Source organism: Mangrovimonas xylaniphaga (assembly GCF_001280435.1).
Taxonomy (GTDB): domain Bacteria; phylum Bacteroidota; class Bacteroidia; order Flavobacteriales; family Flavobacteriaceae; genus Mangrovimonas_A; species Mangrovimonas_A xylaniphaga.
Map to the genome: position 1 here is coordinate 1,688,567 of NZ_LBIP01000013.1, position 13,599 is coordinate 1,702,165.

The following is a 13,599-nucleotide window of genomic DNA, read 5'->3' on the forward strand; positions in this document are numbered from 1 at the left end:
TGTGTAAATTGAAAAACTATGCTGTCAAAGGGAGTTTCTTAATAGCTTTATTTTCATTCTTATTATTTTCAAATTGATGAGAAGTGTTTTTCTTGCCGCTCGCTTTTAAGGCTTGTTCGCCAGAAAAGAACGTCTTATGGTCATCACCGAGGTCCGAACCTGCCATTCTTTGGTGCTTTACGCAGGAAACGCCTTTTCGAATTTCTTGTCGCTGCACTTTTTTAACGTAAGCCAACATGCCATCTTCTCCAAAATAGTTTTCAGATAAATCATTCATATGGAGAGCTGTGGTGTGGTAAGTTGGAAGTGTAATTAAATGGTGAAAACCCCCCGCCTCATTCGAAGCATCTTTTTGAAACGATCTTATTTTATCATCTGCTATATTAGATAGTTCTGAGTTATCATATTTTATATCCATTAAATTATCCTTGTCATAAAAGGACATATCTTTTCCAGATGAAAGCATTTCTTCGTACGCCTGCTTCCTAAAATTCAAGGTCCAATTAAATGAAGGAGAATTGTTATAAACCAATTTGGCATTAGGAACAACAGCTTTTACTCGGTTAACCATGTGCGCAATTTGTTTCAGGTTTGGTGTTGGGGTTTCAATCCAAAGTAAATCCGCTCCATTTTGCAAGCTGGTAATGCAATCTAAAACTACCCTGTCAATATTGGTATGTTCTCTGAATTTATAAAGCCCATTTGGAAGCCTAACAGGTTTTACTAGTTTACCGTCGCGTTTAAAGAGCACATCATCTTCTTTGGCGTTAATAATACTAGTTTCTTCAGCTTGAATAAAGGCTAGATATTGCGAAGCTAAATCACCTGGCTCTTTGCTAACCGGTAGTTTTTGAGTGAGACCTGCACCTTCTGAATCTGTTCTTGCCACAATAATGCCATCTTCAACACCTAATTCAAGGAACGCATACCTCACGGCATTAAGTTTGGCTATAAAATCTTCATGAGGAACAGTAACTTTACCATCTTGGTGGCCGCATTGTTTGGCATCTGATACTTGGTTCTCAATTTGAATAGCGCAAGCACCAGCTTGGATCATTTGTTTGGCCAAAAGGTAAGTGGCTTCTTCATTTCCAAAACCTGCATCGATATCGGCAATGATAGGGACGATGTGTGTTTCAAAATTATCAATTTGTTCTTGGACATCTTCCCCGTTTTCCAATCTTCTAAACAAATCATTAAGCTCTATGGCATCCGCTTGACGTAAAAACTGATAGATTTCATGAATCAATTTTGGCACTGCTGTTTTTTCATGCATGGATTGGTCTGGCAATGGTCCAAACTCTGAGCGCAAAGCGGCTACCATCCAGCCCGATAGATAAAGGTATTTCTTGTTAGTGGTTTTATGGTGTTTCTTGATGGCGATCATTTTTTGCTGGGCGACAAAACCGTGCCAACAGCCAAGGGACTGAGTGTAATTTGAAGAATCGGCGTCGTATTCTGCCATGTCCTTTCTCATAATGCTAGCCGTGTATTTAGCTATGTCCAAACCTGTTTTAAAAGGATTTTGCGCAATCATTCTAGCAGCATTTTCTGAGCTAATTGATTTCCAGGATTCACCGTATTTTTCTTTCAGATTTTGTACGGTCTGTAAGGCCGAGCAGTAATTGCTTTGTTGTAGATTTTTCATAATTTTGTGATACGTTATTTTTATTAATAATTAGATCCTGTTGATTGTTGCCGCAATCGCAGGATTGTTTTTTTATAGGTACTTGTATGCAGGAATCGTTAAAAATTCTTCAAATTCTTCAGAAAGTACCAAGCCGTTGAATAGGCTAATGGCTTGTTTAAGCTTCGAATCTTTAATATTACTTCCGCTTAGTTCTGTGATGATTTTTTCTACTTCATCATCAAATATTTCTGAATAAAGGTTTTTTGAAAAGGCTCTTCCGTCTTCAAGGATTACTTCGTTTTTAAGCCATTGCCAAACCTGGGTTCTCGATATTTCTGCAGTGGCCGCATCTTCCATTAGATGGTAGAGTGCCACGGCTCCGTAACCTCGTAACCATGCTTCTAAATATAGTATGCCAACATTAATATTTTTTCGTATTCCAGCCTCTGTAACGGTACCTTGAGGCTGTGCAACCAAATCCATTTCTGTTATATTAACATCCTCTCTCTTTAAGTGTATTTGGTTAGGGGTAGACATATATTTGTCGAATTCGTCGATAGCAACGCGTACCAAATCAGGGTGTGCAACCCAAGTGCCATCATGCCCGTTTTTAGCTTCACGCTCCTTATCCTTTCGTACTTTTTCCAAAGCTAAATTGTTAGCTGTTGGGTTGTTTTTAATGGGGATTTGAGCAGCCATTCCACCAATGGCATGAATGCCGCGTTTGTGGCAGCGCTGAATCACCAATTTAGAATAGGCCTCCATAAATGGGGTGGTCATGGTGACTTGATCTCTGTTTGGGACATTGAATTCAGTATGATTTCTGAATTTTTTGATATATGAAAATATGTAATCCCATCGGCCGCAATTGAGGCCTACAATATGGTCTTTTAGTTCGTATATAATTTCATCCAATTGGAAACTAGCCGTGATTGTTTCAATTAAAACGGTGGCTTTAAATGTACCGTTGGGAATGTTAAGGTACTCTTGTGCAAACATAAATACCTCGTTCCACCAACGAGCCTCAAGGTAATGCTCTAATTTTGGTAAATAGAAGTAGGGGGCAGTGTTGTTTTTTAGAAGTGTTTTCGCGTTATGAAAAACGTACAGAACAAAATCCACTAAACTTGCGGAGACTTCAACATTGTTTAATAATAAGTGTCGTTCATTTAAATGTAGACCACGAGGTCTCACCAATAGTACAGCAGGATTGTCGTTTAGTGAATAGGTTTTACCTTTGGCATGGTCTATTAGGCTAATGGTTCTTTTATTGGCATCAATTAAGTTTTGTTGGCCTTGCATGCAGTTTTTCCAGGTTGGGGCATTACTGTCCTCAAAATCGGCCATAAAGGTTTTGGCTCCGGAGTTTAAGGCGTTAATAATCATTTTTCTGTCCACAGGTCCTGTAATTTCAACACGTCTATCTTGAAGATCAATTGGGATTTCTCCTGCGGTCCATTGGCTTTCTCTAATGGTTTTGGTTTCCTCAGGAAACTTTGGAAGGTCTCCTTTGTCAAACAGCTGCTGTTGTAGTTTTCGATCGTTAAGTAACTCCAGTCGCCTGGAATTAAATTGATCATGAAGCAGGGCAATAAACTTTAAGGCTTCCTTGGTTAAAATTTCAGGATAAAAGTTTTGAACGTTATTATCCAATTTGATTTTTGACGTTTTTAAAATTGTATTTTCCATGTTTTCAGAATTTTACAATACAATATTAGAATAAAGATTTTTAAAAAACAAGCGAACGTTCGCTAAAAATGTATTTTCGCTTTTTTCCTTTGATTCGCAAATTTTGTTATTTTTGTTAATGTAGTATGGAACAAGATTATATAAAACTCATATTTGGGCTTAAGCTGAAGCAAATTAGAACCGATAAGAATTTATCCTTATTTGGGCTGTCCAAGCTTACGGGACTGTCAAAATCCTATTTAAATGAAATAGAAAAGGGTAAAAAATACCCCAAGCCAGACAAAATTGCTGTATTATCCGAAAAATTGGATGTCCCGTATGACCAAATGGTTTCCTTAAAGCTTGACAAAAATTTGGCGCCCATTGGAGAATTACTGCAGTCAAAAATTTTAAAGGAAATTCCCTTAGATCTTTTTGGAATAAAGGAGAGCAACCTTATTGATATTGTGGCCAATGCACCGGCCAAAGTGAATGCATTTGTGAGCACTATTATTGAGATTGCAAAACATTACAATTTTAGTAGGGAGAGTTTTTTTCTGGCTTCAGTGCGTTCCTTCCAGGAGGCCAATAACAACTATTTTGAGGATTTGGAACAAGGCGTTTTAAGGTTTGCAAAATCTTATCAAGTGGATTTAACAATGCCAATTTCATCCAAAGAGTTGGAGGAAATTTTGGTTGAAGAATATGGATATAGCATTAATGAAAATGAATTGGGCAAACATGAAGCCTTAGGTAATTTAAGGTCTGTTTTTGTACCCAAAAGTAAAACATTGCTCTTGGCAAATGGTATTGATGAGCCACAACGTACCTTTATTTTTGCTAAAGAGATTGCCTATAATTATTTGGAAATTAACGATAGGTTGTACACTTTTCCTTGGATAAAATTTAAAAGTTTCGATCAGGTACTTAATAACTTTTATGCGTCCTATTTTGCTGGTGCTTTGATTCTTCCAAAAGCCCAACTTTCTGCGAAATTAGAAACACTCTTTGAACAAGACACTTTTGATGCCGGTTTGTTTTTGAAAACCATGGAAAGTTTTAATGCCTCGCCAGAGTCCTTTTACCAGCGGTTGACAAATATTTTGCCTAAATCATTCAATATACAAGACCTGTTTTTTTTAAGGTTTACGCATAGGGCCAATAGCGACAAATTTTACTTGAAAAAGGAGTTGCACTTAGCACATCAACATTCCCCTAGGGCCAATGAAACCAACGAGCATTATTGTAGGCGTTGGGTGGCCCTGAAAGTTTTGGAAGATATCAGCAAGAGCCATAAAGACCATGAATTTGATATTCAAATTTCTAATTATGTTAGTGATGACATGAAGTATTTAGTGCTGTCGTCTGCTACGCGGGATCCATTTCGGGACAATCAATACAGAAGTATTACCATAGGTTTGCTCATTAATAAGCAGTTGGAACGGAAGCTGAACTTTTTAAATGACGATAGAATTAAAACACAAGAAGTTGGGGTAACTTGCGAGCGCTGTTCTATCATGGATTGTAAGGTGAGGCAGGTGCCCGCCTTAGCTTTGGAAAAGGCTTATAAAAACAAAAAAATTGAGAATATTGTAGAAACCTTGAACGATAAATTTTCTTAAAAGTCAAATTTCAATTGTACACTTACAGTGCTTTCTTCGTCTTTGATTTTGTCTTTATCCTTGTGTTTTTCAGTGTTTAAATTGGAAATGGAAATTCCCAACAGCCTTACGGAATTGTCAAGTTTTTCCTGATACAAGAGGTCCTTTGCAGTTTCAAGAATGATGCTTTTATCACTTATGAAATAGGGCAAGGTTTTGCTTCTGGTTTGTAGGGTGAAATCGGAGTATTTTATTTTTAATGTCACTGTTTTTCCTGCCACTTTACTTTTTGTCAATCGTTTGGAAACTTCCTCTGAAATATGCTCAAGTTTTTCGAGCATGAATATTTCCGAGGATAGATTTTCACTGAATGTGCGTTCTGCAGCCAAGGATTTTCTAATGCGGTTGGGTTTGACTTCACTTGTATGGATTCCCCTAACTACATTATAATAGTAGCGCCCCGATTTTCCAAAGTGCTCGTCCAAATACTCCATAGATTTTAATTTCAAATCCTTTCCTGTGAAAATCCCCAATTGGTACATTTTTTCGGCCGTCACTTTCCCTACACCGTAAAATTTCCGAATATCCAAGGCTTCAATAAAATCCAAGACCTCTTCTGGTCCAACTGTTTTTTGTCCGTTCGGCTTGTTGTAATCACTGGCAACTTTGGCAATAAATTTATTGATGGAAATCCCTGCGGAAGCTGTTAGGCCTATCTCATCAAAAATGCGCTGTCTGATTTCCTTGGCAATCATGGAAGCACTGTAAAGTCCCTTTTTGTTGGTGGTAACATCTAAATAGGCTTCGTCAAGGGATAGGGGTTCTACCAAATCGGTGTAATTGTAAAAGATTTTCCTGATTCTTTTAGAGATTTCTGTGTAGCGTTCAAAATTAGGGCGGACAAAAATTAGTTCCGGACAAAGGCGTTTGGCCTGAATGCCGCTCATGGCACTTTTCACACCAAACTTCCTGGCTTCATAACTAGCGGCACTTACTACGCCACGTTTACTGCTACCTCCAACCGCAATGGCTTTACCTTTGAGTTCAGGATTATCCATTTGCTCCACAGAGGCATAAAAGGCGTCCATGTCTACATGTATAATCTTTCTTATTGGTAAATCACTTTGCATGCCGTAAATTTAGGCATTAAATGCCTTTTAATGATTGGTTTTTAAAAGGAGTAAGAAAGGTTTATGATAGAAATAGAACGTAAATTTTTAGTGTCGTCGGAAGCGTTTAAAACTGAAGCAACCAGTAGCAAGCAGATTGTTCAGGGGTTTTTGAATACGGATAAAGAACGCACAGTTCGAGTTAGGATTTCAGGTGATAAAGGTATCCTGACGGTAAAAGGGAAGAGCACTGAAGATGGATTGAGCAGATTTGAATGGGAAACCATCATCGAAAAGGCAGAAGCTGAAGCATTGTTGCAGATTTGTGAGCCCGGTGTTATCAATAAAACACGCTATGAAATACCAATGGGAAACCATTTGTTTGAAGTAGATGAATTTCATGATGAAAACGAAGGTTTAATAGTTGCTGAAGTTGAATTGAATGCTGTAGATGAAGACTTTTTGAAGCCTTCATGGTTGGGAGAAGAGGTGACTGGAAAAGTGGAATATTACAATTCCTATTTAAGTAAAACGCCTTATAAAACTTGGAAATAGAGTGATGAAAAATCAGAATTGATGAGAAAAATAATAGTAATGATGTTCGTTTTTGGGATGTTGTTTGCTTGTAAAGATAACTCCAAAGGACATGAGGAGTCCAATATTGAAACTACCGTAGAAGCTGTTGTGGATTCCATTGTGGTTCAAGAAGAGACTCTTGTCGAGAAAAAAATATCGGTTAGGGCTCTTAAGGATTCATTAACTTCAAAAGGGTTTCAAACCTTCGAATATGTGGATTCCAAGACCAAAGATACGGTGTTGATGCAACAATATTTTATAGCTTTTTTAAAGAAAGGCACGGTCAGAAATCAAAATGAAGAGGAAGCAGCATTGCTTCAGGAGGAACATCTTAAACATCTAGGGAAAATGTATGAGCTGGGTTATGCAGATATCTCAGGACCTTTTGGAGATGATGGGGATATAAGAGGTATTACTATTTATAATGTGCCAACATTAGGGATAGCAGATAGTTTGGCTAAATCGGATCCTATGGTAAAAGCAGGCCGATTAGAGGTTGAGGTTCATCCATGGTGGGCCGCCAAAGGATTTCAGCTTAGATAATAAAAAAAGCCGCTTGATATTAGCGGCTTTTTTTATGTGTTTAATAGTGAAAATTAGTGAGCACTTGCAGTGGAAGTTTCAGTGAAAGCTTCTACGGTTTTCATATCGTTCACTTTGTACATGGTTCCTGTTTTTGTAACGGTTTCTTCCAAAGAAGTTGGTGTTACCTTTGCTTCGTCATATTCAACCATAGCCAATTTTTTGTCAAAATCAACTGTGGCAGATTTTACACCTTCCATTTTAGAAATGTTCTTTTCAATGGTTTTGGCACATCCAATGGCGCAGGTCATTCCTTCAATGCTGAATTCGGCTTTAGCGTAAGTTGCATTAGGATCCAATTGCTTTCCTTCTTCTGCATGAGATTCAATTGCAACGGTCTTAACTTCAGGAGCAGAATTGTCCTTGCAAGCCACAGTGCTTAATGTTAATGCGCCAACAGCCAAAATAGTAAAGATAGATTTCATAGTTTTTCGTTTGTGCCCCTAGGGAGGGACTGTATGTTAATGTAAGACAAATCTAATAATTATTGATGTTTCCTGCAGAATAATTAACGAATTTTGTGATTTTCAAATAAGAAGCATGGAAAGAATCAATATTAAATGGATTTACCTCATTGTTCTGTCATTGATTTGGGGGAGTTCTTTTATACTTATCAAGAAATCTTTGTTGGGCTTGACACCTTGGCAATTGGGGGCGTTGAGGACGATTATTACTGGGTTGTTCCTTTTTACTGTGGGAGTGAAGCATTTAAAAGAAGTAAAAGCTAGACAATGGTTGTGGATTTCCATTTCTGGTTTTTTAGGTTCCTTCTTTCCTGCGTTTTTGTTTGCCATAGCCGAAACCGAAATTGATAGTGCGGTAACTTCTGTGCTGAATTCTTTGGTGCCTTTGAATACCTTGTTGATGGGGATGGCGGTATTTAAAATAGGCTCCACCAAAAGACAATTGTTAGGGGTAATCATTGGCTTTATTGGGACCTGTTTGCTTATTTTAAAAGGCGCAGCACTAAATCCGGAACAGAATTATTTATATGCAGGGTTTGTGTTGTTGGCCACGGTAATGTACGCAAGTAATGTGAACATTATTAAAAGATATCTGCAAGATGTAAAGCCTTTGGCAATTGCCACTGGAAATTATGTTGCCATTATTGTTCCTGCGATATTGGTGCTGGTTTGGTCTGGATTTTTTGCTGAAACTACTTTTACAAATCCAGAGTTTAAAATGTCCTTGGTGTATGTGACGATTTTGTCCTTTTTTGGGACTGCTTTGGCAAAGGTGCTGTACACTACTTTGGTACAGATTTCAACCCCTGTATTTGCTTCTTCGGTAACGTATTTAATGCCTGTGGTGGCCTTAATGTGGGGTGTGTTGGATGGAGAATCGTTCAGTGTGTTGCAGGGATTAGCTACCGCTATAGTGTTGCTTGGAGTTTATCTTTCGCATAGAAGGAATCGTTGAAAAAAGAAAAGGGCAAAACATATCGTTTTGCCCTTTTGTATTCATGTTAATCCTTTTTCTTATTTGAAATCGGCATCACTTACACCTTCGTTTACTTTGATTTCTTTTACTGTGAAATCGAAACGACGTGGACCAAATGTTTGACCAATAGTAAATGGGAACTTAACTCCAGCTACTTCTTGGTAGTTGGTATAGAAAGTAGATTGAACACCCATTGGGGTTGTTTTTTCTTCTTTAATTTTTAATCCAGATTCTACACTGTAGAAAATAGCAGTTTCAGCGTCAACTTTAATTTTGTAAGCTTTTTCGCCATCAACTACTTCAATTTTTTCCAAAGTAACACCACCGTTTAGATAGTTAACTTCTGGGAAAGGAGATGATTCTACTTGTACAGCTTTAACTTGCTCTTCGTTCATGTCAATTTTTTGACCTTGAGCTGAGGAATATCCAGAATTACCGTCTAAAACTTGTTTTTGAGATTGCCCCATCATGGTAATTTCTTGAAGGAATTGGTTTTTTACCGTTTTTTTCATCTCAAGGTTCATAACCATTCCTGGTTGCAATTCAGCTTCAGCAGACATGTATACAGAGTTTACGGCGTCCAATTTAGACTGACCTCCAATAGCAGCGATATAAGCGTTCAATACCTTGTTGGCATCCATATCAGCAGGCATTGGGATTTCGTAAACCGGCTTTTCAGTAGGCTTTGCATTTGTGTCATAATATTTAATAGGAAATCCTGTTTTTTCAAGGTTTTCCAATACGTCGCTTCCTTTTCCAACTACAATTACACGAGCATTTTGTGTCGCAAAGTGCTTGTTGGCAGCATTGGTGATATCCTGAACAGTTACATTGTTAACACGCTCCAAATAAGTTTCGTAATAGTTCTCTGGAAGGTTATTCAATTTAATGTTAAGGGCATATTCAGCAACAGTAGAAGGGTTTTCCAAGTTCATTACAAAGGAACCGATGTATTTAGCTTTTGCATTTTTAAGTGCTTCTGCATCTACAGGTTCTGTTTTGATACGGTTGATTTCTTTTAATGCTTCTACGATAGAGCTATCTGTTACGGTATTTCTAACTTTGGCAGAAGCGTTAAAACGTGATGTTTTGTATCTGCTGGATCCAATGCTTGAGTAAGCGCCATAAGTATATCCATGAGCTTCACGAAGGTTCATGAACAAATAACCTTCACCTCCACCACCAAGGATGTAGTTAGCTAATTTTGTTGCAAGGTAGTCTTCGTCATTCATTTTCAAATCTACATTGTTGGTCACAGAAATGTTAGATTGTACAGCATTTGGCATGTCGATGAAATCAATCTCAGTTGTAGCTACGTTAGCTTTTGGAGCAGGTACAGCAGTAGTGATTTCTTGACCTTTTTCCCATTTTCCGAAGTACTTTTTGATTTGCTTTTTAACGTCTTTAACTTTTACGTCTCCAACCACTACAATGTAAGCGTGGTTAGGAGTAAAATATTTATTGTAAAAAGCCTTAACGTCATCAAGAGTTACATTGTTCAAAGTTTCCTCTGTCATGAACTCTCCATAAGCGTTATCCAAACCGTATGATAAAGCGCCACCAACACGACCGGCAATGGCGTCAACACTTTTTTCGCTAGATTTTAGGCCTTCCAAAGCTTTTGCTTTCTCTTTTTCAAACTCTTCTTGAGTCAATAATGGGTTGATTGCAGCATCTGCCATCAATTCCAAAATTCTTTCAGAGTATTGAGATAAAGAGCTTCCGTAAGCACTTTGTGAGCTAAACCCTAGACGCGCTCCCAAGAAGTCTATTTCTTCGTTAAAGGCATCTTTAGAGATGGTAGTTGTCCCGTTTCCTAACATAGATCCCAATAAACTGGATACGCCAGCTTTGTCGCCTTCAATGATAGGCTTGTTATCTATTTGAAGGGAATAAGATACTCTTGGCAATTTGTGGTTTTCTACTACAAGCACCTTGATACCGTTTTTTAGTTCAAATTCATTTGGTTTTTCGAGGGTGATTTTTGGAGCTGGCCCCGCTTCTGGTTGTTTTGATCTGTCAATTTGTGCAGTGGCACCTAAAGACATTAAAAACAAGACTAATAAAGTTGATATTTTTGCTTTCATCTGTGAAATTTATGTTTTTAGTTGTTGCTTTTTTCTTCTGGTAAGTACTCTAATAACAAACGTTGGTTAGGGTTTAGGTACTTTTTAGCAACGGCTTGAATGTCTTCTCTAGTAATAGATCTGTAGATATCAATCTCATTATTGATAAGGTTGGTATCTCCATAAAGCATGTAGTATCTTGCTAAAGAATTGGCAATACCTTCAACATTTGAGTTGGCATTTACAAATTGGTTTTCAAATTGGTTGAGAAGTTTTTGGTAGTCACGCTCAGAGATTAGGTTGCTCTGTAGGTTCACAATTTCCTCGTCGATTTCTTTGATGATGGCATCTAGAGTTACATCTCCTAAAGGTAATCCTAGCAAGATATAAGCACTGTAGTCTTCTTGGCTAAAGTTGAAAGCAGCTACTTCCAAAGCCATTTTTTTCTCATCTACAATCTTTTTGTACAATTTTGAAGATTTTCCTCCACTTAAATAAGTTGAAATCATATCCAAAACATAAGCGTCTCTATCTTTAAAAGAAGGTGTTCTATAAGCAGCAATGATAGCTGGGATTTGAATGTTTGGATCGTAAGCTTTAGCGTGGATGGTCTCGGTGATAGGATCTTCTTTAGGAAGGTTTCTAACCACATCTTCCCCGCGAGGAATTGGTCCAAAATAGTTTTCGATCATGGTTTTAACTTCTGCTTTGTTGAAGTCTCCAGCTACAACCAAAACAGCATTGTTAGGCACATAGAACTTTGCGTTGAAATCTTGGAACTCTTCCAAAGTGGCAGCATCCAAGTGTTCCATTTTACCAATGGTAGTCCAACGGTATGGGTGCTTTTTGAATAGGTTTACCTTTACATTTTCCAAAAACTTACCATATGGGCTGTTGTCTACACGCATGCGCTTTTCTTCCTTAACAACCTCGTTTTGGGTATCTACGCCAATTTGGTTGATTACTGGGTGCATTAAACGCTCAGACTCCAACCATAATCCAAGCTCTACTTGGTTAGAAGGGAATACTTCGTAGTAATATGTACGGTCATCGGTAGTGTTGGCGTTGTTTTTTCCACCGTTGGCAGCAACGATTTTGAAAAATTCTCCTCTATCGATGTTTTCGGTACCTTCAAACAACAAGTGTTCGAAAAAGTGGGCAAATCCAGTACGGTCTGGATTTTCGTCTTTAGCTCCAACATGGTACATAACAGAGGTAGTTACTACTGGAGCAGAATTATCTTGATGTAAGATGACGTGCATCCCGTTATCTAAGTCATACTCTTCAAATTCAACTTTTTGCGCCATGGTCAAATTACCAATAAGCAACAAAGAAGCTAAAGAAAATAAGCCTTTTTTCATTGTGCGTTTTTTAGTTTTAAAATTATAAGTTTCAATGTAAGTCTAACACAGGTTGAAAATGTTACACTCCTTGCAAAAATAGAAATCAAAGTTGGCTTTGTATAGCAATTATGTAAAAAGTATTATAAAAATTATATTAATACATAAATTTTCACGAAATTTAAAGGTGGTTGATTTTTAATGGATTGGATTATGAAGACACCTTTTTCTGTTTCCGTAAAATTCGGAATTATTATTGCGGTTGGTTTGACGGCTTATTTTTTATTGGTACGCCTGGTTGGGCTACATCAAAATCCTTGGCTGCGACTTTTTAACGGAATTATCATGGCGGCCGGCATATACTATGCTATTAAAAACTACAAACTTGCCTCGGAAGAAGCTTTTACCTATATAGATGGTTTTAAAACGGGGTTGATGTCAGGGGTGGTAGGGACCCTAATTTTTACCGGTTTTATGGCGGTTTATATGTATCACATAGATCCTGAATTTACAAAATACCTGCTCGGGGAGTGGTTCGGGAACTACGGTGCAGGGCCTGGAATTCTGGTGTTTATCATCCTTATAGAAGGCCTAACTTCAAGCATTGTTCTTACCTTATCCTTCATGCAAATCTTTAAAAAAAGCTATAATACGCCTCAAAACGTATAAAAGGTTTGTAGATTAATTATTTAGGAGTATATTTGCACTCATTTTTTAATAAACATTTTAATTTAAACGTAACGCTATGTACGCAATTGTAGAGATAGCAGGGCAACAATTTAAAGTTGAAAAAGACCAAAAAGTGTTTGTTCACCGTTTAGCTACTGAAGAAGGAGATGCAGTATCTTTTGATAATGTACTTCTAATTGGTGACGGAAAGAACATTACTGTTGGCGCCCCAGCTATAGACGGAGCTCAAGTAGGAGCAAAAGTTTTAAAGCACCTTAAAGGTGACAAAGTAATCGTTTTCAAAAAGAAACGTAGAAAAGGTTACCGTGTTAAGAATGGTCACAGACAAGCTTTAACAGAGATTGTTATTGAAAGTATTGTTGCTTCTGGTGCTAAGCCAGCTGCAAAAGCTGAGAAAAAAGTAGCAGCTCCTAAGGCTGAAGCGTCTCAAGATTTAAGCGCTTTAACTGTTGCTGAATTAAGAGAAATGGCGAAAGCAAAAGATGTTTCAGGATATTCTACTATGAAGAAAGCTGAATTAATCGCTGCTTTAAGTTAATAACAAAACATAAAATCGAAATAAAATGGCACATAAAAAAGGAGTCGGAAGTTCGAAAAACGGTAGAGAATCAGAATCGAAACGCTTAGGTGTTAAGATTTTTGGTGGTCAAGCTGCTGTAGCTGGAAACATTATCGTTAGACAAAGAGGTACTGCACACAATCCTGGTGAGAATGTGTATGCTGGAAAAGACCACACTTTACATGCTAAAGTAGATGGTATCGTTAAATTTGAGAAAAGAAAAGGTGGAAAATCTTTTGTTTCTATTGAGCCTTTCGAAGCTTAAGAAACAATTCTCATATATTCTAAAAAATCCCTACCTATTACAGGTGGGGATTTTTATTTGCAGTCATTTAACA

At 37.6% G+C, this 13,599-nt stretch carries 13 protein-coding genes; 7 read left to right on the forward strand and 6 right to left on the reverse strand.

The genetic code is table 11. From position 1 onward, the window contains the following. Positions 1 to 16 precede the first annotated feature (16 nt). Both ZA06_RS07460 and aceB read right to left on the reverse strand, forming a co-directional pair. Entirely contained in the window at positions 17 to 1,648 is a 1,632-nt protein-coding gene (locus tag ZA06_RS07460) for an isocitrate lyase (protein ID WP_053976740.1), read from the reverse strand. 72 nt (positions 1,649 to 1,720) lie between these two features. Continuing rightward, on the reverse strand, positions 1,721 to 3,319 hold the full coding sequence (gene aceB / locus ZA06_RS07465) for a malate synthase A (protein WP_053976741.1): 1,599 nt from the start codon (positions 3,317 to 3,319) through the stop codon (positions 1,721 to 1,723). A gap of 125 nt (positions 3,320 to 3,444) precedes the next feature. On the opposite strand from aceB, the gene ZA06_RS07470 reads away from it, so the two are divergent. Further along, positions 3,445 to 4,920 carry a helix-turn-helix domain-containing protein gene (locus tag ZA06_RS07470; RefSeq protein WP_053976742.1) on the forward strand — a complete coding sequence of 492 codons (1,476 nt, stop codon included), beginning with the start codon at positions 3,445 to 3,447 and terminating at the stop codon, positions 4,918 to 4,920. Here ZA06_RS07470 and dinB read toward each other — a convergent pair. After that, the gene (dinB, locus tag ZA06_RS07475; RefSeq protein WP_053976743.1) at positions 4,917 to 6,029 is read right to left on the reverse strand and encodes a DNA polymerase IV; all 1,113 of its coding nucleotides are present in this window, start codon (positions 6,027 to 6,029) and stop codon (positions 4,917 to 4,919) included. The genes ZA06_RS07470 and dinB overlap by 4 nt on opposite strands. A gap of 63 nt (positions 6,030 to 6,092) precedes the next feature. Between dinB and ZA06_RS07480 the strand changes: the two genes are divergently transcribed. Next, entirely contained in the window at positions 6,093 to 6,563 is a 471-nt protein-coding gene (locus tag ZA06_RS07480) for a CYTH domain-containing protein (RefSeq protein ID WP_053976744.1), read from the forward strand. 21 nt (positions 6,564 to 6,584) lie between these two features. Continuing rightward, positions 6,585 to 7,127, forward strand: a complete 543-nt coding sequence (locus ZA06_RS07485) for a YciI family protein (RefSeq protein WP_053976745.1) — start codon at positions 6,585 to 6,587, stop codon at positions 7,125 to 7,127. Positions 7,128 to 7,180: 53 nt separating this feature from the next. Here the strand turns inward: ZA06_RS07485 and ZA06_RS07490 are convergent, their stop codons facing one another. Beyond that, positions 7,181 to 7,591 (reverse strand): heavy-metal-associated domain-containing protein, encoded by a 411-nt coding sequence (locus ZA06_RS07490; protein WP_053976746.1) that lies wholly within the window; start codon positions 7,589 to 7,591, stop codon positions 7,181 to 7,183. Between the two features lie 115 nt (positions 7,592 to 7,706). On the opposite strand from ZA06_RS07490, the gene ZA06_RS07495 reads away from it, so the two are divergent. Then, positions 7,707 to 8,585, forward strand: a complete 879-nt coding sequence (locus ZA06_RS07495) for a DMT family transporter (RefSeq protein ID WP_053976747.1) — start codon at positions 7,707 to 7,709, stop codon at positions 8,583 to 8,585. 59 nt (positions 8,586 to 8,644) lie between these two features. Here ZA06_RS07495 and ZA06_RS07500 read toward each other — a convergent pair whose 3' ends face one another. Next, positions 8,645 to 10,693, reverse strand: a complete 2,049-nt coding sequence (locus ZA06_RS07500) for a M16 family metallopeptidase (RefSeq protein WP_053976748.1) — start codon at positions 10,691 to 10,693, stop codon at positions 8,645 to 8,647. Between the two features lie 17 nt (positions 10,694 to 10,710). Beyond that, a complete protein-coding gene (locus tag ZA06_RS07505; protein ID WP_053976749.1) occupies positions 10,711 to 12,033 on the reverse strand; it encodes a M16 family metallopeptidase in 1,323 nt (440 codons plus the stop codon). Positions 12,034 to 12,225: 192 nt separating this feature from the next. Between ZA06_RS07505 and ZA06_RS07510 the strand changes: the two genes are divergently transcribed. The 3 genes from ZA06_RS07510 (at position 12,226) to rpmA (ending at position 13,526) form a co-directional block, all read left to right on the forward strand. Next, positions 12,226 to 12,681, forward strand: a complete 456-nt coding sequence (locus tag ZA06_RS07510; protein ID WP_053977098.1) for a DUF4199 domain-containing protein — start codon at positions 12,226 to 12,228, stop codon at positions 12,679 to 12,681. Positions 12,682 to 12,757: 76 nt separating this feature from the next. Beyond that, positions 12,758 to 13,240, forward strand: coding sequence for a 50S ribosomal protein L21 (rplU, locus tag ZA06_RS07515; protein WP_053976750.1), 483 nt, complete (start codon positions 12,758 to 12,760; stop codon positions 13,238 to 13,240). A gap of 25 nt (positions 13,241 to 13,265) precedes the next feature. After that, positions 13,266 to 13,526: a 50S ribosomal protein L27 gene (gene rpmA / locus ZA06_RS07520; RefSeq protein ID WP_053976751.1), complete on the forward strand. Its 261-nt coding sequence runs from the start codon at positions 13,266 to 13,268 to the stop codon at positions 13,524 to 13,526. Positions 13,527 to 13,599 lie beyond the last annotated feature (73 nt).